Here is a 19402-nt window from a genome sequence, read left to right as displayed (position 1 = left end):
CTATGCCCATCTACGCGGCGTACGGTTCGAATATGGATCCCGAGCAGATGGCGCAGCGCGCCCCGCACTCGCCGATGGCCGGAGCCGGGTGGTTGCGCGGGTGGCGCCTCACATTCGGTGGCGGCGACATCGGGTGGGAAGGATCACTGGCCACCGTCACCGAGGATCGCGACGATCCGCAGGCGCAGGTCTTCGTCGTCCTCTACGACGTGCCCCCGGAGGACGAGGCGAACCTCGACCGGTGGGAGGGTTCCGAACTCGGCATCCACCGCAAGATCCGCGCACGCGTCGACACCACCGACGGCGGGGTTCTCGCCTGGATGTATGTCCTCGACGCCTTCGAGGGCGGACTCCCGTCAGCGCGCTACCTCGGGGTGATGGCCGACGCGGCCGAGGTCGCCGGTGCCCCGGCCGATTACGTCCAGGATCTGCGTCTGCGCGAGGCGCGCAACGTCGGTCCGGGCCCGGGCGCCACCGACGCCTGAGCCGCGGCCCCGGACAGCTCAGACCGCCGGCGCGGTACCGAACACGACTCCGGCGAGTGCACGAACGCCCACGTCGAGGGCCCGCTCGTCGATGTCGAAACTCGGCTGATGCAGGTCGAGTTGCGGACCGAGGCCGTTCCACACCCCGAGTCGCCCCATCGCGCCGGGCACCTGTTCGAGATACCACGAGAAGTCCTCGCCGCCCGGCGATTGCGGGGTGTCGGCGACGGCGTTGCGCCCCATGGCCGCGACCGACCGGGTGAGTATCTCCACGGCGACCGCATCGTTGATGACCGGCGGCACGCCCCGGAAGTAGGACAGATCGTAGGACACGCGTAGCGGACCGAGGAGCTCTCCGATGATGCTGCGCACCAACGGTTCCATATCCGCCCACGTGCTGTGTTCGCCGGTGCGTACGGTGCCGCGCAGCAGCCCTTCCTGCGGGATGGCGTTCGGCGCGTTCCCGGCATGCGCGGCGCCCCACACCATCACGGTGCCCGACCGGGGATCGATGCGCCGCGACAGGATGCCCGGCAGTCCGGTGATGACGGTACCCATCGCGTACACGAGATCACCGGTGAGATGCGGACGTGAGGTGTGTCCGCCCGGCGAACGCAGCTGCAGTTCGATGTGATCGGCGGCCGAGGTGAGCGCCCCGTCACGCAATCCGACCGAGCCGACGGGCAGCCGTGGGTCACAGTGCAATGCGAATATCCGGCTCACGCCTTCGGTGACCCCTGCGGCGATCGCGTCGAGCGCCCCGCCCGGCATCACCTCCTCGGCGGGCTGGAAGATCAGCCGCACCCCGACCGGCAATACCGGGGCCGACGCGAGCACCGCTGCGGTGCCGAGCAGGATCGCGGTGTGCGCATCATGTCCGCAGGAGTGCGACACCCCGTCGACGGTGGAGCTGAATGCCAATCCGGTGTGCTCGGTGATGGGCAGGGCATCCATGTCCGCGCGCAGCGCCACGCGTTGACCGTTGCCGGGGCCGAGATCGCAGACCACCCCGGTACCCAACGGCAGACGTCTCGGGGTGAGGCCGAGCGCGGTCAGTTCGGCCATCACCAACTCGGTGGTGACCACCTCCTGCCGGGACAACTCCGGGTGGGCGTGGATGTGGCGGCGCCACCCGACGAGTTGATCGCGATGGGCGGCCAGCCATGCGTCGATCACGCCGCCGGACGGGTCACCGCTGCCGACCTGGGTCACCACAGACTCCTTCCGTCCCTTGCCATCTGCTCCACTGTTGCCGTCTGCCCCGCTGCTTTCATCGATGACGCCCTTGCCACTCGTCATACCGATCCGGCTCAGAGCAACGCCGGCGGTGTCGGTACCGCGAGGTCGGCGAGCAGCGCCTGTCGCAGCCCGCGCTTGATCAGGGTCTGGGTCGGCCCGGCGAGCGGGGTGCGCGCGGTGGCGACCTCGACGGCCCGGTTGAGCAGCTCGTCCACCGCGACGGCCTCGTCGACGATCCCGGCCGCGACGGCCTCGTCACCCCCGTAGCGACGGGAGGTGAGCATCGCCTCGGTGGCGGTGCGGTCGGCCAGCCGGGTGCGCAGCAGTGCGGCCATCCCCCGGGTGAACGGCATGTTCAGCGACGCCTCGGGCAGCGACCAATAGCCGCGATCGGTGCGCATCACGATGTGGTCGGCGCACAGCGCGAGCATGGCGCCGGCCCCGAATGCGTGACCGTTGACGGCGGCGACGGTCGGGACCGGAAGTGTCAGCACCTTCGCGTAGAGCGCGTGGACGGCGTCGAGGTAGGCGGGCAGTTCATCGGCGTGCGCGGCGATGTGGTCGGTGTCGAGACCGTTGGTGAAGAACTTGCCGGTTGCGCTGATGACCAGCGCCTTCGCCCCGCCTGCGACCGCGTCGTCGGCGAGTGCGGCGGTCGTCTCGATCCACGACGGGGCGAACCGGTTCTCCGGGTTGGCCTCGTCGAGTTCGACCCCGGGGGCACCGAGAAACAGCTCCGCGACGTCGGCGGCGGTGGGCGTGGCACTCAGAAATGGCATGAGCAGACCTTATCGCCTCCCATGCGGATCGCCTCCGGTGTGTGCGGCCCGTGGCGCCGGGCGCACCGAGATCCGGGGTTCTACTGTTGTGCGCATGGACCCCACCGGAGACCCCGAGGCCGCCGCGGTGGCCGCAGCCGCCACCATCGCTACCGAAACCGATTGCGCCGCACACGATGTCGCAGTGATCCTGGGATCCGGATGGTCCCCGGCCGCGGACGCGTTCGGCACGCCGATCGCGCAACTGGCGATGTCGGCGGTACCCGGGTTCAGCGCGCCGAAGGCCGCCGGGCACGGCGGCACCATCCGGTCGGTACAGATCGGTGACCGCCGGGTGCTGCTGCTGTCGGGCCGGGTCCACGCCTATGAGGGCCACGACTTGTCGCGCGTCGTCCACCCGGTGCGCACCGCCGCCGCGGCGGGCGCACACACGGTGATCCTGACCAATGCCGCCGGCGGACTGCGCGACGGGATGACCGTCGGCCGGCCGGTACTCATCGCCGATCACCTCAATCTGACCGCGCGGTCCCCGCTGACCGGCGCACAGTTCGTCAACCTCGTCGACGCGTATTCGCCACGCCTACGGCAGTTGGCGCGGGAAATCGACCCGTCGCTCACCGAAGGCGTCTACGCGGGTCTGCCCGGACCGCACTATGAGACGCCCGCCGAGATCCGGATGCTGGCCACGATGGGCGCCGACCTCGTCGGGATGTCGACGGTGCACGAGACCATCGCCGCCCGCGCCGCCGGGCTCGACGTGCTCGGCGTATCGCTGGTCACCAATCTGGCCGCCGGGATCACCGGCGAGCCGCTCGATCACGCCGAGGTCCTGGAGGTCGGACGCACCTCCGCGGTCCGCATGGGCGAATTGCTGGCGGGCATCGTCGCAAAGCTCTGAGCCGGCGACGATCATCCTGACCGATCTACCGGCCGGACTGCGGTAGCGTTCGCATCAACCAGCCGCTCGCCGGACCGCGCCGCACCGGCCAACGCTCGCCCGAGGGGGATCGCATGACCTATCCGCCGGGAGACCCGGGTGGGTATCCGTCCGGCGAGGGGCAGCCGACACCACCGCCGCAGGGCTATGGGCCGCCGGGATATCGGCCGCCACGTTCGCCGTGGTCGTCGCCGCTGGTGATCGCGGCCATCGCGATCGGGGTGATCGTGGTCATCGGCGCTGCCCTGGGCGCGTACTGGTTGACGCGTGGTTCGGGTTCGGAGGACTCCTCGACCACGGCCGGTGCGAGCGCGTCCACGCAGACCGTGACGAGCACCATCACCGGCAGCGGCACGGGATCGGCGGGCCCGGCCGGCACGAGCCCGACCACCCAGCCCACCCCCACCACCTCGCGCCCGACGCCCACGGTGTCGGGAACCGACTGGCAGGGTTTTCTTTCCGGCCCGCGGTGTAATGCCGCCGATGATCCGGCGATCGTCATCGGACGCACCTCCCGCTCGCAGATCGTGATCTGCCAGGTCGGCGCCCAGACGGGACGCTGGTACTACAAGGGCGCCGCGCCGCAGGGCACGATCGAGGTCGGGTACCCGCAGAAGGTCGGCAACAGCTACGTCGCACAGAACGGTTCGGTCACCTACACCGTCTCGCCGACGGCGCTGGTGATCACCGACGGCGGCGACCCCCCGACCACCGAACCGATGCTGGAGTACTGGACCTCGAGCTGACCCCGACGCACCGGCGCACGCTCAGGGCACTACAACTAGACGGGTGCCTCCAGTCCTCGACGCCGCCCACATCGATGTCATCCGCAGTTCCCGCGCCCTGTTGCACGACGTCGACCTCGTCGTCGAACCCGGCGAGCACTGGGCGCTGCTGGGCCCCAACGGCGCGGGCAAGTCGACGCTGATGGCCATTCTCGGCGCACGAGCGCATCCCACGAGCGGTGTCGTCGACGTGCTGGGCAAACGCCTCGGCCGGGTCGACATGCGCGAATTGCGCACCCACATCGGTCATGTCGATCCGCGGTGGCGCGTCGACGTACCGATCAGTGCGCACGACGTCGTGCTGACCGGACTGACCAACACCCCTGAACTCGATCGGCGTCACCTCTACAGCGACGACGAGCACAAACGCGCCGATGACCTGCTGGAGATGCTGGGCATGACCGAGCGCCGTGACTCGATGTGGCCGGTGATGAGCCAGGGCGAACGTGGCCGCACCCTGATCGCGCGTGCACTCATGCCGCGGCCGGCGCTGCTGCTGCTCGACGAACCCGCGACCGGCCTGGACCTCGCCGCGCGCGAACAACTGCTCTCGGCGATCGACCGGCTACGGACCGACGTGCCGGGCCTCGCGAGTGTGCTCGTCACCCATCACCTCGAGGATCTCCCGGCGAGCACCACCCATGCGATGCTGCTGCGCGAGGGCGAGGTCGTCGAATCCGGGCCGGTCGAGCAGACGCTGACCTCGGAGAGCATCAGCATGTGCTTCGACCATCCGGTGACGGTGCGGCGCCACGCGGGCCGATGGTCGGCGGTCGCCGCCTAGAGTTCACGGTTCCTGGTCAGAGTTCACGGTCTGCTCAGCGCGGGCCGAACTGCCGGTCCCCGGCATCGCCGAGTCCGGGGACGATGTAGGCCGCCTCGTCGAGCCCCTCGTCGATCGCGGCCACCACCAGACGCACCGGGTGACCCGAGTTCTCCAGGGCACCAACACCTTCGGGCGCCGCCACGACGCACACCGCAGTGATGTCGCTGGCGTTGCGAGCGACGAGCAGTTCGATGGTGTGCAGCATCGAACCGCCAGTGGCCAGCATCGGGTCGAGAACGAACACCGGCTGCCCGCCCAGATCGGTGGGCAGTGATTCCAGGTACGGCACCGGTTCGGCGGTCGTTTCGTCCCGGGCAATCCCCACGAATCCGACGAGCGCCTCCGGGACCATCGCATGCGCCTGCTCGACCATCCCGAGTCCGGCCCGCAGTACCGGCACCAGCAGCGGCGGCGTGGCGAGTCGCGAACCGACGCAGGCGGTCAGCGGTGTCTGCACCCGCACCTGTTGGCTCGGCGCGCCGACGAGCGCCTCGTAGACGAGCATCTGCGTCAGATCCGAGAGCGCCGCCCGAAAGCCGGCGTTGTCGGTGTCCTTGTCGCGCATCGTGGTCAGTCGTGCGGCGGCCAACGGGTGATCGACGACGTGAACGTGCATGAGGAAACCATAGTGGGCGCCGCGCCGATCGGCCCCGTGCGTGCGGCGCCGGCATGAGCGGTCCCGGCACCGATCTGCCGGAATGGAACCGGACGGCATGGAACCGGAGCGCCCCGCGCCGCGTCCAACCCTTCATGACCGAACAACTCTCCGTCATCCCCGCCGCGGTCGCGTCCTTCGCGGCCGACGAGACGCGCACCGCGAGCCGGGTCCGCGCACACGCCACCACCACCGACGTCACACCGCTGGCCCTGACGTTCGGGCTCATCGGTGCCGACTTCCTCACCGCGCTCGGCCGGGTCCTCGATGACCGCCGGGCCCGGCTGTCGGCCGTCGCCGACCGCCATGCGCTCATGGCCGCCCAAGGCACCGATGCTGCCACGTCCTACGCCGGCACCGACGACGCCTCGGCGCGGATGTTGGGGAACGCAGCGATCACCGGGGCGGGGGTGCGGGCCTGATGGTCGCTGCCGATCTGCTGATCGCGCCGTTGCGAATCCTGTTGACGGCCTTGGGTACCGGCGTGCTGCCCAGTGACGATCCGGTGACCGCCATCGGCATGGTGGCACCCGAGCTGGGAGCGGCCCGCGATGAGGCGCTGGCCGCGGCTGCGACGGTCGGCGGCCAATGGCAGGGCCGCGCCGCCGATTCCGCGCTCGCCGCGGCGCGGCGCACCGCCGGGCAGACCACCACGATCACCGATGACGACGAGACCATCGTGGCGCTGACGCAGACCGCGGCGCAGCGGGTCAACGATGCCGCGCATCGGCTCGCCGCGCTCCTCGATTCCTTCGAGCGCACCGCTCGGGCCCTCGGCGCAGATCTCGGCACGCCGGCCGGTCTGGCGGTGTTGGTGCCGGTGGCCATCGACCATCTCGGCCGGGGCGTCGCCGTGGTCGAACGCACGCGCGCCGAGCTGCGGGCCGACACCACGGCCCTGACCGACCTCGTCCGCCACGAGACGCCCGCCCCGGTCACTCGCGGGGCCACCCCGGATGGCCGGCCCGCCGACGGTGGGGTGGCCATCACCCTGCCGGACGGCTCGGTGGCCTACGCCCCCAACGAACGCGCAGCGACCGCGGTCCGGGCGGCGCTGGGCCAACAGGGCGTGCCCTATGTGTGGGGTGGAACCGATCCGAGCGGGTTCGACTGCAGCGGACTGACCCAGTGGGCCTACCGGCAGGCCGGACTCGAACTCCCACGGCTGGCGCAGGAGCAGGACACCGCGGGATCGCCGGTGTCGCAGTCCGACCTGCAGCCCGGGGACCTGGCCGTCTGGGACGGTCACGTCGCCATGTACGTCGGAAACGATCAACTCGTGGAAGCCGGGGATCCAGTTCAGGTCTCGCCGCTGCGGACAACAAATGCGGGTCAAGGTTTTCAAGGCTTCTACCGGCCGCGATGAGCACACGACCGGAGAATTCATCCGCCCGTCGTGGGGCCGGTACGGCGTTCACAGTCACGATCGCTACGCTGTGACGTCATGGCCGGAGACATCGTCCCCATCGAGCTCGGACTCACCGACGGGAACAGCTTCACACTGTGGGCACCCCGCTGGCGTGAGGGTGATGACGAGTGGGAGGCATTCCTCGGGCTCGACGAGGATCTCTACGTCTTCCCCGGTGTCGCCGAGCTGGTCGCCTTCATCCGTACCGACGACGACAACGACCTCGCCGAGCATCCTGCCTGGGAGACCGTCAAAGAACTCCAGGCCGACGAACTCGTCCCCGACGACCGGCGCTCCTACGATCTGGTCGGGGTGCCCGAACTGGCCGCCGAGGATCCCACTCCCGAGGTCATCGCCGAACTCGAGGACGCACTGGAGATCGTGCGGATCCTCGGCGAGGTGTGTGAACTCACGGTCATCACCAAGTTCTTCAACGGCAACCCGATCCTCGGCGCGGTCACCACCGGCACCCGCAACTTCGAGGGCCGCGACGGTACCGACCTCTGGGTACGCATCGGCCGGCTCATCGCCAAGCACTGGGACGACGTGCTCGACGCCGTCGATGGCGTGATCGCCACGCCCGAGGTCGACAAGGACGCACGCAACACCGCAGAGGCCGAACTCGAGGCTGCCGCCTCGGCCGAGGACGAGGACGAACCCGACGAGGACCTCGATCTGCTCGGCGAGGAGAACGCCGACGCCGAGGAAGACCTCGACGACGAGGACGAGGACTCGGACGACGAGGACCTCGACGACGATGAGGACCTCGACTACGAGATCGACGACGACTTCTGGGCCTCGGTGGGCATCGACCCGATCCGGATCGTGACCGGCACCGGCGAGTACCTGTCATTGCGTTGCTATCTCGGCGACGATCCGGTGTTCCTCGGTGCCAATGGCAAGATCTTCGTGTTCGCCTCGGCGCGCACGCTGTCGAAGTTCCTCGCCGACGACAACTCCCACGATCTCGCGAATGTCTCGACCTTCGACGAGGTGCGCGTCGGGGCGACCGACGGTTCGCTGGAGTTCGATGTCATCGACGACAACGTCTATGTGCTGCCCGGACTCGCCGAGGACATTGCCGACGGCCCACGTCGAATCGATCGCAATCAGCTCGAACTCGCGGTGGAGTTGTTCACCGACGCTGCCGATTACGCCGACGACGACGCTGTCACCGAGGCGCTCGGCTCGACCACCCCGCTGGGCTGGTTCGTCGATTACGCGGTCAATCCCGACCCCAAGCGGATGGCGCCGAGCGCGCCGTTCGACAACGAGGCCGAGGCGTGGCGAGCGCTCGAGCACGAATTCGAGGACCGGCTCGTCCAGAAGCGCTGACGCCCTCACACCCGCCCGGGTAGGTGCCGCGCCATATACGTCGCGACCAGCAGCACCACCACCACCACGCAGTAGCCGGCCCGGACCGCAACCGGCGCGTCCAGATGTGTCATCAATGTGGCCGCAACGGCCGCGCCGACTGCGGCAGACAGCTGCACGGTGACGAACAGCGATGGCGTCGCATACGGAATCCGATCGGCGGGCACGGTCCGGTAGACGCTCGAAAACGATGGCGCCGCAATGGCTCCGAATCCGGTGATGCGCAGCAGCCGCAGATCCAATACTCGGAGCCATCGATCCGCAGCGCGCGACCCACACACGCACAGCAGCGCCACGCCCACGACCGCGGCGACGACCGCCCACCCGGGCGCACCCACACCGCCGACGGCCAGCAACAGACTGACGAAACCAGCGGGGAGAACAAGCGCGCCGAGGAGATCGGGACGTCGGGTTGCCGTCGGCGGCACCGAGTCGATCTCCGACGCGCGAGCCCGGCAGGCAGTGCACGCTGGGGCGGAGACGTTTCTGCGTGCCTACGCCCCCGAGAAGAACCGGTCATAGCTCCCCACCGGCAGCCGACTCAACCCTGCATCAGCACCGCGTAGCCGGGCTTGATCACATCGTCGATGAAGGCCAGGCGCTCGTCGAAGTGGATGAACGCCGACTTCATCGCATTGACGGTGAAGCGCTCGAAGTCGGCCCAGCCGTAACCGAATTGCTCGGCGAGCTTCGCGAATTCGCGGCTCATCGTGGTGTCGCTCATCAGCCGGTTGTCGGTGTTGACGGTAACCCGGAAACGCAGTCGCGCCAGGACATTGAACGGATGCTCGGCGAGTGCGGCGACCGCACCGGTCTGCACGTTCGAGCTCGGACACAACTCCAGCGGAATTCGCTTGTCGCGCACAATATTTGCCACCAAACCCAGCTCGGCACCCGGGAATGCGGCGTCGTCGGGCCGCGCACCGGGGGCCAATACGATGTCGTCGATGACACGCACACCGTGGCCGAGCCGGTCGGTGCCGCAGAAGGCGATCGCCTCATGGATCGACGGCAGGCCGAATGCCTCGCCGGCGTGGATGGTGAAGGGCGCACAGTTGGCGCGCATGTATTCGAAGGCGTCGAGATGCCGGCTCGGCGGGTTCCCGGCCTCGGCGCCGGCGATGTCGAATCCCGCGACCCCGCGGTCGCGGTAGCGCACCGCGAGTTCGGCGATCTCCCGGGATCGGGCGGCGTGGCGCATCGCGGTCACCAGGCAGCGCACGGTGATCGGGCGCCCGTTACCGGCGGCGACCTGCTCACCGTGGCGGAATCCACGCAGAACCGCCTCGACCACCTCGTCGAGTCCCAGACCGCCCTCGAGGTGCTGTTCGGGCGCGTACCGCACCTCCGCGTAGACCACTCCGTCGGCGGCGAGATCCTCGACGCATTCGCGGGCGACCCGCTCGAGCGCGCCGACGGTCTGCATGACGCCGACAGTGTGGGCGAAGGTCTCCAGATATCGCTCCAGCGAGCCGCTGTCGGCGGCCTCCCGAAACCAGATCGCCAGGGCCTCTGCCGTGTCGGCGGGCAGGTCGTCATAACCGGTCTCGCGAGCCAGCTCGAGCACCGTCGACGGCCGCAGTCCGCCGTCGAGATGATCGTGCAACAGCACCTTCGGCGCTAGGGCCAAGGCGGCGGGATCGAGTGGGGAACGCGGCTGCATCGACGTCATCCTCCGAACCTAACGCGTTCGATCACCAGCGGACGCGCATCGCCGGACGTCCCCGCTCCCGGCTCACCGTCCCCTATGTCCGCCCCGATCTCGACCGCCCCACTCAGCGCGGCCCGGGCCGGCGCGAAACGTTCAGGGGTCTCGGTGTGCAACGTGAACAGCGTCGCGCCGGCCTCGATGAGGTCACCGGGCACCGCATGCCAGACGACCCCGGCCTGCGCCTGCACCGCCTCCCCCGGCACCGACCGTCCGGCACCCAGGCGCCACGCGGCGTCGCCCACCGCGCGCGCATCCATTCGACGGAGGCGTCCCGACGATTCGGCGACGACGACGTCGGTGTGCGCGGCCCGCGGAAGCGGCGCGTCGGGGTCGCCACCCTGAGCAGTGACCATCGCGCGCCACGAGTCCATGGCGCGTCCGTTACGCAGGTTCTCGGCGGGGTCGACGCCGGTCACCCCGCCCAGCTCGAGCATTTCGCGGGCCAGCGCCACCGTCAGCTCGACGACGTCGTCCGGCCCGTCGCCGGCGAGCACCTCGAGCGACTCCGCGACCTCGACGGCGTTGCCCGCACTGCGCCCCAACGGGGTGTCCATATTCGTCAGCAGCGCGGAGGTCGCCACCCCGGCCCGCTCGCCCAGATCGACCATCGTCGCGGCGAGTTCGCGGGCCGCCCCGAGGTCGGGCAGGAACGCCCCCGAGCCGACCTTGACGTCGAGCACCAGGGCACCGGTGCCCTCGGCGATCTTCTTGCTCATGATCGAGCTGGCGATCAGCGGGATCGACTCGACGGTGCCGGTGATGTCACGCAGCGCGTAGAGCAGCCGGTCGGCCGGCGCCAGGTCGGGACTCGCGGCGCACACGACCGCGCCGACCCGCTCGAGTTGCGCCGTCATCTCGTCCACCGAGAGCTCCGCACGCCACCCCGGAATGGATTCCAACTTGTCCAGGGTGCCGCCGGTGTGCCCGAGGCCACGGCCCGACAGTTGGGGCACCGCAAGGCCGTACGAGGCGACCAGCGGCGCCAGCGGCAGGGTGATCTTGTCGCCGACGCCGCCCGTCGAATGCTTGTCGACGGTGACCAGCGGCCGCCCGTCCCGACGCAGAGCGCGCCAGTCGGCGCGACGACCGCTGTCGACCATCGCCCGGGTCCAGGTGGCGATCTCGCGCCGGCCCATCCCCCGAAGCACGATGGCCATCAACAGTGCCGACATCTGCTCGGGCGCCATCCGGCCGCGGGTGTAGGCGTCGACCGCCCACTCGATCTGGGCGTCGCCGAGCACTCCACCGTCGCGTTTGGTGGCGATCACCGAGATGGGATCGTGCACATCTGCACTCACCGCGCACGCCCGTCGAGTTCGCCTGCGGTCAGATCGTCGGGGCCGAACGCCTCGGGTAGCAATTCCGACAACCGTCGGGGTCCGTCGGCGTGATCGACGAGCAGCTCGGCTCCACCGAACTCGTAGAGCACCTGCCTGCACCGCCCGCAGGGCATCAACACCGCGCCCCGGGAGTCGCACACACTGACCGCACGCAGCCGCGAACCACCCGAGGCGACCAATGCCGACACCAACGAGACCTCGGCGCAGACTCCGAGTCCGTATGAGACATTCTCCACATTGCATCCGACGACGACTCGACCCTCATGGGTGAGGCCGGCGGCGCCCACCGGAAACCGCGAATACGGCACATGGGCGCGGTCGATCATTCCGTTCGCATTGTGGCGCAACATATTCCAGTCGATTTCGATAGACAGGGCAGACTCCTGGTGAGCAGTGCGGGGCCGGGACACGCGCCGGTGCGCGTCGCCGGCAGAACTGGTAAGGCAAACCTAACTCGGAATCAGTTGTGGCCCAAATCTGTTCGGGCAGTTTTCGACCTCCCTCAGCATAGGTTTAGAGTCTGTTGCATGGGTCCATGGTGGAGCCTGCTGCGAGCAGGTGGCCACCGCGTCCATCGACGATGTTGGAGGCCAATCTCGCAATGAGCACCCCGACCGAAACCGCACCCGACCCGGTGCGCAAGCGATCTCTTTATCGAGGCGACCCCGGCATGTGGTCGTGGGTGCTTCACCGGATCACCGGTGTCACCATCTTCTTCTTCCTGTTCGTACATGTTCTCGACACCGCGGTCATCCGGGTCGATCCGAACAAGTACTCGGAGGTCATCGAGACCTACAAGACGCCGATCATCGGGCTGATGGAGATCGCACTCGTGGCCTGCGTGCTCTACCACGCGCTCAACGGCCTGCGCGTCATCCTCATCGACTTCTGGTCGAAGGGCGCCAAGTACCAGCGGCAGATGCTGTGGACGATCCTCTCGCTGTTCGTGATCGTGTTCGCGGCGGCAGCGGTTCGGCTCCTGCAGATTCTGATCGAGAACTCGTTCTAGGAGAGAGCACCGATGACCGCATCCTCCCCCAACCTCGCCAAGACGCTGGGCACCGAATACGACCGGCCCGCCAGCCTCGACAACCCGCGCACCCCGCGTGCTCGCAAGGGCGGCAACTTCGAGAAGTACGCCTGGCTGTTCATGCGCTTCTCCGGCCTGGCCCTCATCATCCTGACCATCGGCCACATGTTCATCATGCTCGCCTGGGACAACGGCGTGCACCGGATCGACGCGTCCTTCGTCGCCGCCCGCTGGAAGGAACCCTTCTGGCAGGTGTGGGACCTGCTGATGCTGTGGTTGGCCCAGCTGCACGGCGGCAACGGGATGCGCACCGTCATCGCCGACTACTCGCGCAAGGACTCGACACGCTTCTGGCTGAACGTCCTGCTCGGCGTGTCGATGATCCTGGTGCTGGTCCTGGGCACCTACGCCCTCTTGACTTTTGACGTCAACAGCGTCTGACCCGGCCCGCGTCGACTAGGAGATCGAATCCACATGCAGGAACACCGCTACGACGTCCTGATCGTCGGTGCCGGCGGCGCCGGGATGCGCGCCGCACTCGAAGCGGCCCCTCGAGCCCGCACCGCGGTCCTGACCAAGCTCTACCCCACCCGCAGCCACACCGGCGCGGCGCAGGGCGGCATGTGCGCCGCGCTGGCCAACGTCGAAGAGGACAACTGGGAGTGGCACACCTTCGACACCGTCAAGGGCGGCGACTACATCGTCGACCAGGATGCGGCGGAGATCATGGCCAAGGAGGCCATCGACGCGGTACTAGACCTGGAGAAGATGGGGCTGCCGTTCAACCGCACGCCCGAGGGTCGCATCGACCAGCGTCGTTTCGGCGGACACACCCGCGATCACGGCAAGGCGCCGGTCCGCCGCGCGTGTTACGCCGCCGACCGCACCGGTCACATGATCCTGCAGACGCTCTACCAGAACTGCGTCAAACACGACGTCGAGTTCTTCAACGAGTTCTATGCCCTCGACCTGTGTCTGAGCGAGAACGAGGACGGCGAGCCCGTCGCCACCGGCGTGGTCGCCTACGAGCTCGCCACCGGCGAGATCCACATCTTCCACGCGAAGTCGGTCGTGTTCGCGACCGGCGGCTCGGGCCGGATGTACAAGACCACCTCCAACGCGCACACCCTCACCGGTGATGGCATGGGCATCGTGTTCCGCAAGGGACTTCCCTTGGAGGACATGGAGTTCCACCAGTTCCACCCGACCGGCCTGGCCGGTCTGGGCATCCTCATCTCCGAGGCGGTCCGCGGTGAGGGCGGCATCCTGCGCAACTCCGAGGGCGAACGCTTCATGGAGCGTTACGCCCCCACCATCAAGGACCTCGCCCCCCGCGACATCGTCGCGCGGTCGATGGTGCTCGAGGTACTCGAAGGCCGCGGCGCCGGCCCCAACAAGGACTACGTCTACATCGACGTGACCCACCTCGGCGAGGACGTGCTCAACGAAAAGCTGCCCGACATCACCGAGTTCGCCCGCACCTATCTCGGTGTGGACCCGGTGAAGGAGTGGGTGCCGGTCTTCCCGACCTGTCACTACGTGATGGGTGGAATCCCCACCAACATCCACGGCCAGGTGCTGCGCAACAGCACCGACGTCGTGCACGGCCTCTACGCCGCAGGCGAATGCGCCTGCGTCTCGGTCCACGGGGCCAACCGCCTCGGCACCAACTCGCTGCTCGACATCAACGTGTTCGGCCGGCGGGCCGGCATCGCCGCCGCCGACTACGCCAATGCCGCGGAGCTGACCCCGCTGCCCGAGGAGCCGACCGCAATGGTCGACGCCTGGCTGGAGACGATCCTGTCCGAACACGGACACGAACGGGTCGCCGACATCCGCACCGAGTTGCAGGCCTCGATGGACGCCAACGCATCGGTGTTCCGCACCGAGCAAACCCTCAAGCAGGCGCTCACCGATGTCCGCGCACTCAAAGAGCGATACGCCCACATCCGCGTGCACGACAAGGGCACGCGATTCAACTCGGACCTGCTCGAGGCCATCGAACTCGGCTTCCTGCTGGAGATGGCCGAGGTCACGGTGGTCGGTGCGCTGAACCGCAAGGAATCGCGCGGTGGCCACGCCCGTGAGGACTATCCCAACCGCGACGACGTCAACTTCATGAAGCACACGATGGCTTACAAGAAGGGTGACAATCTGCTCAGCGATATCGAGCTGGGCTGGAAGCCCGTCATCCAGACCCGCTACGAGCCGATGGAGCGTAAGTACTGATGACAGCGATCATGGAGAATCCGACTCCCTCCTCCGACGACCCGCCATTGCCACCGGTCCCCGACGAGGCGACCATGGTGACGTTGAAGATCTACCGGTTCAATCCGGAGAATCCCGACGCGCAGGGTTTCGAGAGCTTCCGGGTCCCGGCCCTGCCCACCGACCGGCTGCTCAACCTGCTGCTCTACGTCAAGGGCTACCTCGACGGCACCTTGACGTTCCGGCGCAGCTGCGCGCACGGCGTCTGCGGTTCGGATGCCATGCGGGTCAACGGCGTCAACCGGCTGGCGTGCAAGATCCTGATGAAGGACATGCTCCCGGCAAAAAAGGACGGGGACAAGGGCAGCACGGACAAGGGCAGCACGGACAAGGGCAAGGAGATCACCATCACCATCGAGCCCATCAAGGGCCTGCCGGTGGAGAAGGATCTCGTGGTCGACATGGAACCGTTCTTCGACGCCTACCGGGCGATGAAGCCGTTCCTCATGACCACCGGCAACGAGCCGACCCGCGAACGCATCCAGTCGCAGACCGACCGCGCACGTTTCGACGACACCACCAAGTGCATTCTGTGTGCATGTTGCACCACCAGTTGCCCGGTGTACTGGAACGAGGGCAGCTACTTCGGCCCGGCGGCCATCGTGAACGCACACCGGTTCATCTTCGACAGCCGTGATGAGGGCACCGTCGAACGCCTCGACATCCTCAACGACGTCGACGGCGTGTGGCGGTGCCGCACCACCTTCAACTGCACCGATGCCTGCCCCCGCGGCATCAAGGTCACGCAGGCGATCCAAGAGGTCAAGCGCGCACTCATGTTCTCGCGCTAGGCTTTTCACCAAAAACTCATCTCTGCAGCCCCGGCTCGGGCCCGCACCGCACGCGGTGCGGGCCCGAGCTGCTTCATGCGTTGCTCCGCGGATCTCCCCACGGATGGAACCGATTCCGGCCGTGCCGCGTCCAACCCCGTATGAACCTCCACCCCCACCGGCTCGTCATCGCTTCGTTCCTGGCCGTCGGTGTCATGGCGATCGGCATCGGATCACCGAACGTTGCCGCCGACACCCCGCCGAATCCTGCAGTCCCGCTGACCATCACGATCACCTCCGATGAGCAGGTCAACGAACAGCTGCTCTGGTACGACGCGTTTGGACGGCCGCGACATCAGTTCGACGTCGCACTCCCCGACCACGACGCCCATTCCGGACGCTGGACCGGGTCGCTGACCCTGACTCCCCAGAAGGCGACCCGCCAGCACGATGATCGAGGCGTCCATCGGGTCGTCTTCATCTCCGCAGGAGACGTCGCCGGGTGCACGATCACCGCCGGTGCGACGACGGTGGCCGACGACGCCGCCGAGGGCGAGCATGCGATGGCCGTCTGCACGTGGTGACACCGAGGTCCGGATCGGCCGGGCCGCTAGGGTTGCCCGATGACTGTCGACGTTCTCGAGCTGCGCCACATCGAATGCGAATCATCGGGCGCCTACGGTGCCGGACTCGCCGACGTCGCAGACATCCACACCGTCCGGGCGTGGTGTGACGAACTGCCCGCGGATCCACGTGCGTTCGCCGCGATCCTGGTGATGGGCGGCCCGATGAGCGCCAACGATGGCGCCACCCTTCCATGGATCGACGACGAGATCGCCTTCCTCGTCAGAGCCCTGGACGCCGGCATCCCGGTCTGGGGTGTCTGTCTGGGGTCACAGCTGCTCGCACGTGCGCTCGGCGCGGACGTGACCACCGGTGCACAGGGTGAGGTCGGCGTCGCACCGATCAGCGTCACCGACGAGGGCCGCGCCGACCCGGTGTTCTCGGCGGCGCCGGAGACCGGGTTCCCGGCCATGCACTGGCATTACGACACCTTCGCCATCCCCGACGGCGCCGTCCGACTGGCGTCGTCGTCGAGGTATCCGAATCAGGCCTTCCGGCATGGGATGTCGTACGGCGTGCAGTTTCATCTCGAGGTCGACGGTCCGCTGCTGCGTGACTGGCTCGACGCCCCGGGGTACCGCGCCGAGCTCGTCGAGGCGCTCGGCCCGGACGGACCGTCCGCGGTACTGGCCGACACCCGGGCGGCCCAATCGACCACCGTGCCGCTCGCGGGCGCCCTCATCCGTCGATGGTTCACGCTCGTCACCGGGTCCGACCCGTCCGAGTCGCGCTGGTAACCTCCGTGCGGTGACCTGGGGGACCTCACGAGGGACGAGGCGACGGATCGGCGCCATGGCGACCGCCGTGTGCGCGGTGGCCCTGATGCTGACACCCGGGGCCGCAGTCGCGATACCCGCGGCGGCCACGCCGGTCACCGACGGATGCCCGCACCGACTGGTGCCGCCACCGGCCGTCGACACCTCCGAGGTCGTCGCCCCCGGATCGACGACGCCGTCGGCGTTACCGGTGCCCGCGCAGACCGTCGGCGGGGAGAAGCTGGCTGCGTGTGGTGTCATCACCGACCCCGCTGCCGGTCCGGTACCCGATCGCCTGACGTCGGCGGCCTGGCTGGTCGCCGACATGGACACCGGCGCCGTCATCGCCGCCAAGGATCCGCACGGCCGGTACCGGCCGGCGTCGACGATCAAGACCCTGCTCGCACTCACCGTCCTCGACAACGGACTCCCGCTCGATCGGGCCGTCGTACCCACCGCCGAGGACTGGGGGCAGGAAGGCGACGCCTGCGGCATGGGCCCCGGCGGCCGGTACACCCTCCGCGACATGCTGACCGGGCTGCTGGTGGTCTCCGGCAACGACTGCGCCCATGTCCTGGCCCGTGAGCTGGGGGGCGTGCCCGCCACACTTGCCAAGATGAACGCCACCGCCGCACAGCTACACGCGCTCGACACCCGCGCGACGACGCCGTCCGGTCTGGACGCCGCGGGCATGTCGACGTCGCCGTACGATCTGGCCCTGATCTTCCGTGCCGCGATGGGCAATCCGACGTTCCGCGAGATCATCGCCAAGCCCACCTACCACTTCCCCGGCTACCCGCCCCGCCGCGACGTCCCCGGTGATCCCGACCATCCCGGCTATGACATGCAAACCTCCGATCAGCTTCTGCTGAACGGCTACCCGGGAATGCTCGGCGGTAAGACCGGTTACACCGACGACGCCTTGAAGACCTTCGTCGGGGCGGCCCGCCAGGGGAACCGGACCGTGCTGATCGTGCAGATGTATGGGTTGTCGACGTCCGACGACAACTATTGGACCCAGGCACAATCGTTGCTGGAGTACGGGTTCCACGCACCGAGCGCGATCCGGGTCGGCGACCTGGTGAGCGGACGGCCCACGTCGCAATCGACAACCGAGTCGAGGCCAACCGATCCCGCGTCGGGTCCGGCCACCGTGCCCGGGTCACCTCGTGCGGCAAGCACTTCCGACCACGGATCGACCATGTCGAAACGGATCCTCATCGGCCTTGTCGCCGCACTGATCGTCGTCATCCTGCTGGCGGTGGCGACCCGCTTTCTCGGCCGCCGACGCAGCTAGCCCGAGCAGCGTGCGCGGGCCTCAGTCGCCCCGAATGCGCCGCAGGACCATCCCCAGCGCGGCGCCGAGGGCTGCGGCTCCGGCCATGGCGCCGACCCGCGGCAACGGGTTGACCTCGACGCTCGGGCGAAGCACCACCGGTCGGCGATCGGCCGGCTCGACCTCGTCGGCCACCTGAAACCGCGCGTTGACCGGATCGGTGGCACACCATGCGGTGGCGTACAGGATGATCCGGGAGGCGAGGTAGGCGAACACCATGACACCGAGGATCGGCCCGAAGGCGATACCGGCGGGGCTGCTCAGCACCGAACGCAGGTAGATCCCGCCGACGGACTTGACGATCTCGAAGGCGATCGCGGTGATCAGCCCGGCCTTCAACGTGTTCCGGAAAGGCAACGGCACCAGAGGAAGTCGCGAGAGAATGAAGGTGAACAGCGCCCAGCTCGCGACCACCGAGACCAGCACGGCCACGATACGCAACACCACCGGCGCCCACGCGGTCTGCTCGACACCGGCCCAGCGCAGGATGGTGGCCACGACCCCACCGCCGCCGGCCAGGGTCGTCAGCGCGATCGTCACGGCGAAAGCGAGGCCCAGCAGGGCGAAGGTGAGCAGGTCGGTCGCCTTGGACACCAACGCATTCCGGCTGACGCGACCCCCGAACATCTCCGTCATGCCGGCGCGCACACCCGAGATCCAGCCGATTCCGGTGAACGCGGCACCCAGCAAACCGACCACACCGACGGCGGTGCGCGAGTTGATGGCCGAGTCGATCAACGTCTCGGCCTGGGTACCGAGTTCACCCGGCAGCTCCTTGACGACCGACTCCTTGATCTGATCGATCCAGCCGGGCTGCCTGGCGAGGACGAAGGCGGCGATGGCGAAGACGACCATCACGATCGGCACCAGCGCGAGGATCCCGTTGAAGCTGATGCTGGCGGCATACAGGTTGCCCCGACGCTGGGTATAGCGCTCCTGGGTGCGCAGTAGATGATCGAGCCACGTCCATCGCTGCCGCAGGGCGGCGAACCACTCCTGCGCTCGCGCGACGAGACCCTTGATCCACGCGATCAGTGAACCCATGTCGCGTCACCTTCCGGTCGGGCGAAGCGCACCGCT

At 68.3% G+C, this 19402-nt stretch carries 22 protein-coding genes; 14 read left to right on the top strand and 8 right to left on the bottom strand.

Going from position 1 to position 19402, the window contains the following annotated elements; genetic code table 11:
* Positions 1 to 2: 2 nt before the first annotated feature.
* Positions 3 to 485: a gamma-glutamylcyclotransferase gene (locus ACPXB3_RS12470; protein ID WP_425727768.1), complete on the top strand. Its 483-nt coding sequence runs from the start codon at positions 3 to 5 to the stop codon at positions 483 to 485.
* 18 nt (positions 486 to 503) lie between these two features.
* On the opposite strand, the gene ACPXB3_RS12465 is transcribed toward ACPXB3_RS12470, so the two are convergent.
* Together ACPXB3_RS12465 and ACPXB3_RS12460 are read right to left on the bottom strand one after the other, a co-directional pair.
* The gene (locus ACPXB3_RS12465; RefSeq protein WP_425705011.1) at positions 504 to 1697 is read right to left on the bottom strand and encodes an amidohydrolase; all 1194 of its coding nucleotides are present in this window, start codon (positions 1695 to 1697) and stop codon (positions 504 to 506) included.
* A 98-nt stretch (positions 1698 to 1795) separates the two neighbouring features.
* The gene (locus ACPXB3_RS12460) at positions 1796 to 2503 is read right to left on the bottom strand and encodes an enoyl-CoA hydratase/isomerase family protein (RefSeq protein ID WP_425727767.1); all 708 of its coding nucleotides are present in this window, start codon (positions 2501 to 2503) and stop codon (positions 1796 to 1798) included.
* A gap of 94 nt (positions 2504 to 2597) precedes the next feature.
* On the opposite strand from ACPXB3_RS12460, the gene ACPXB3_RS12455 reads away from it, so the two are divergent.
* The 3 genes from ACPXB3_RS12455 (at position 2598) to ACPXB3_RS12445 (ending at position 5009) form a co-directional block, all read left to right on the top strand.
* Entirely contained in the window at positions 2598 to 3401 is an 804-nt protein-coding gene (locus tag ACPXB3_RS12455) for a purine-nucleoside phosphorylase (protein WP_425705013.1), read from the top strand.
* A gap of 113 nt (positions 3402 to 3514) precedes the next feature.
* The gene (locus ACPXB3_RS12450) at positions 3515 to 4186 is read left to right on the top strand and encodes a hypothetical protein (protein ID WP_425727766.1); all 672 of its coding nucleotides are present in this window, start codon (positions 3515 to 3517) and stop codon (positions 4184 to 4186) included.
* 43 nt (positions 4187 to 4229) lie between these two features.
* Complete coding sequence (locus ACPXB3_RS12445; protein WP_425705015.1) at positions 4230 to 5009, top strand: ABC transporter ATP-binding protein; 780 nt, start codon at positions 4230 to 4232, stop codon at positions 5007 to 5009.
* A gap of 34 nt (positions 5010 to 5043) precedes the next feature.
* Here the strand turns inward: ACPXB3_RS12445 and upp are convergent, their stop codons facing one another.
* The gene (gene upp / locus ACPXB3_RS12440) at positions 5044 to 5667 is read right to left on the bottom strand and encodes a uracil phosphoribosyltransferase (protein ID WP_425705016.1); all 624 of its coding nucleotides are present in this window, start codon (positions 5665 to 5667) and stop codon (positions 5044 to 5046) included.
* Between the two features lie 53 nt (positions 5668 to 5720).
* On the opposite strand from upp, the gene ACPXB3_RS12435 reads away from it, so the two are divergent.
* The 3 genes from ACPXB3_RS12435 (at position 5721) to ACPXB3_RS12425 (ending at position 8449) form a co-directional block, all read left to right on the top strand.
* A complete protein-coding gene (locus ACPXB3_RS12435) occupies positions 5721 to 6128 on the top strand; it encodes a type VII secretion target (protein WP_425705017.1) in 408 nt (135 codons plus the stop codon).
* On the top strand, positions 6128 to 7072 hold the full coding sequence (locus ACPXB3_RS12430) for a C40 family peptidase (RefSeq protein WP_425727765.1): 945 nt from the start codon (positions 6128 to 6130) through the stop codon (positions 7070 to 7072). The genes ACPXB3_RS12435 and ACPXB3_RS12430 overlap by 1 nt, the downstream gene beginning before the upstream one ends.
* A 78-nt stretch (positions 7073 to 7150) precedes the next feature.
* A complete protein-coding gene (locus ACPXB3_RS12425) occupies positions 7151 to 8449 on the top strand; it encodes a primosomal protein (RefSeq protein ID WP_425705019.1) in 1299 nt (432 codons plus the stop codon).
* Positions 8450 to 8454: 5 nt separating this feature from the next.
* Here the strand turns inward: ACPXB3_RS12425 and ACPXB3_RS12420 are convergent, their stop codons facing one another.
* From ACPXB3_RS12420 to ACPXB3_RS12405, 4 genes are all read right to left on the bottom strand, one after another.
* Positions 8455 to 8916, bottom strand: a complete 462-nt coding sequence (locus tag ACPXB3_RS12420) for a hypothetical protein (RefSeq protein WP_425705020.1) — start codon at positions 8914 to 8916, stop codon at positions 8455 to 8457.
* A 113-nt stretch (positions 8917 to 9029) separates the two neighbouring features.
* Positions 9030 to 10160 (bottom strand): adenosine deaminase, encoded by a 1131-nt coding sequence (locus ACPXB3_RS12415; RefSeq protein WP_425705021.1) that lies wholly within the window; start codon positions 10158 to 10160, stop codon positions 9030 to 9032.
* The gene (locus ACPXB3_RS12410; RefSeq protein WP_425727764.1) at positions 10157 to 11497 is read right to left on the bottom strand and encodes a thymidine phosphorylase; all 1341 of its coding nucleotides are present in this window, start codon (positions 11495 to 11497) and stop codon (positions 10157 to 10159) included. Before ACPXB3_RS12410 ends, ACPXB3_RS12415 begins: the two co-directional genes overlap by 4 nt.
* The gene (locus ACPXB3_RS12405; protein ID WP_425727773.1) at positions 11494 to 11913 is read right to left on the bottom strand and encodes a cytidine deaminase; all 420 of its coding nucleotides are present in this window, start codon (positions 11911 to 11913) and stop codon (positions 11494 to 11496) included. The genes ACPXB3_RS12410 and ACPXB3_RS12405 overlap by 4 nt, the downstream gene beginning before the upstream one ends.
* A 227-nt stretch (positions 11914 to 12140) precedes the next feature.
* Between ACPXB3_RS12405 and sdhC the strand changes: the two genes are divergently transcribed.
* The 7 genes from sdhC to ACPXB3_RS12370 all read left to right on the top strand — a co-directional run bounded on the left by sdhC (position 12141) and on the right by ACPXB3_RS12370 (position 18283).
* Positions 12141 to 12548: a succinate dehydrogenase, cytochrome b556 subunit gene (sdhC, locus tag ACPXB3_RS12400; RefSeq protein ID WP_425705023.1), complete on the top strand. Its 408-nt coding sequence runs from the start codon at positions 12141 to 12143 to the stop codon at positions 12546 to 12548.
* Positions 12549 to 12560: 12 nt separating this feature from the next.
* On the top strand, positions 12561 to 13010 hold the full coding sequence (locus ACPXB3_RS12395; RefSeq protein WP_425705024.1) for a succinate dehydrogenase hydrophobic membrane anchor subunit: 450 nt from the start codon (positions 12561 to 12563) through the stop codon (positions 13008 to 13010).
* Between the two features lie 33 nt (positions 13011 to 13043).
* Positions 13044 to 14798: a succinate dehydrogenase flavoprotein subunit gene (gene sdhA, locus ACPXB3_RS12390; RefSeq protein WP_425705025.1), complete on the top strand. Its 1755-nt coding sequence runs from the start codon at positions 13044 to 13046 to the stop codon at positions 14796 to 14798.
* Complete coding sequence (locus tag ACPXB3_RS12385) at positions 14798 to 15628, top strand: succinate dehydrogenase iron-sulfur subunit (RefSeq protein WP_425727763.1); 831 nt, start codon at positions 14798 to 14800, stop codon at positions 15626 to 15628. Before sdhA ends, ACPXB3_RS12385 begins: the two co-directional genes overlap by 1 nt.
* 140 nt (positions 15629 to 15768) lie before the next feature.
* A complete protein-coding gene (locus tag ACPXB3_RS12380; protein WP_425705027.1) occupies positions 15769 to 16191 on the top strand; it encodes a hypothetical protein in 423 nt (140 codons plus the stop codon).
* A gap of 39 nt (positions 16192 to 16230) precedes the next feature.
* The gene (locus tag ACPXB3_RS12375) at positions 16231 to 16968 is read left to right on the top strand and encodes a type 1 glutamine amidotransferase (protein ID WP_425705028.1); all 738 of its coding nucleotides are present in this window, start codon (positions 16231 to 16233) and stop codon (positions 16966 to 16968) included.
* 55 nt (positions 16969 to 17023) lie between these two features.
* Positions 17024 to 18283 carry a D-alanyl-D-alanine carboxypeptidase family protein gene (locus ACPXB3_RS12370; RefSeq protein WP_425727762.1) on the top strand — a complete coding sequence of 420 codons (1260 nt, stop codon included), beginning with the start codon at positions 17024 to 17026 and terminating at the stop codon, positions 18281 to 18283.
* Positions 18284 to 18304: 21 nt separating this feature from the next.
* Here ACPXB3_RS12370 and ACPXB3_RS12365 read toward each other — a convergent pair whose 3' ends face one another.
* On the bottom strand, positions 18305 to 19366 hold the full coding sequence (locus ACPXB3_RS12365) for a YhjD/YihY/BrkB family envelope integrity protein (RefSeq protein ID WP_425727761.1): 1062 nt from the start codon (positions 19364 to 19366) through the stop codon (positions 18305 to 18307).
* Between the last annotated feature and the right edge of the window lie 36 nt (positions 19367 to 19402).

This window comes from Gordonia sp. DT219 (genome assembly GCF_049847065.1).
Taxonomy (GTDB): Bacteria; Actinomycetota; Actinomycetes; order Mycobacteriales; family Mycobacteriaceae; genus Gordonia.
Note: the sequence above shows the minus strand (reverse complement) of the source record. Positions and strands in the feature narration are given on the sequence as shown.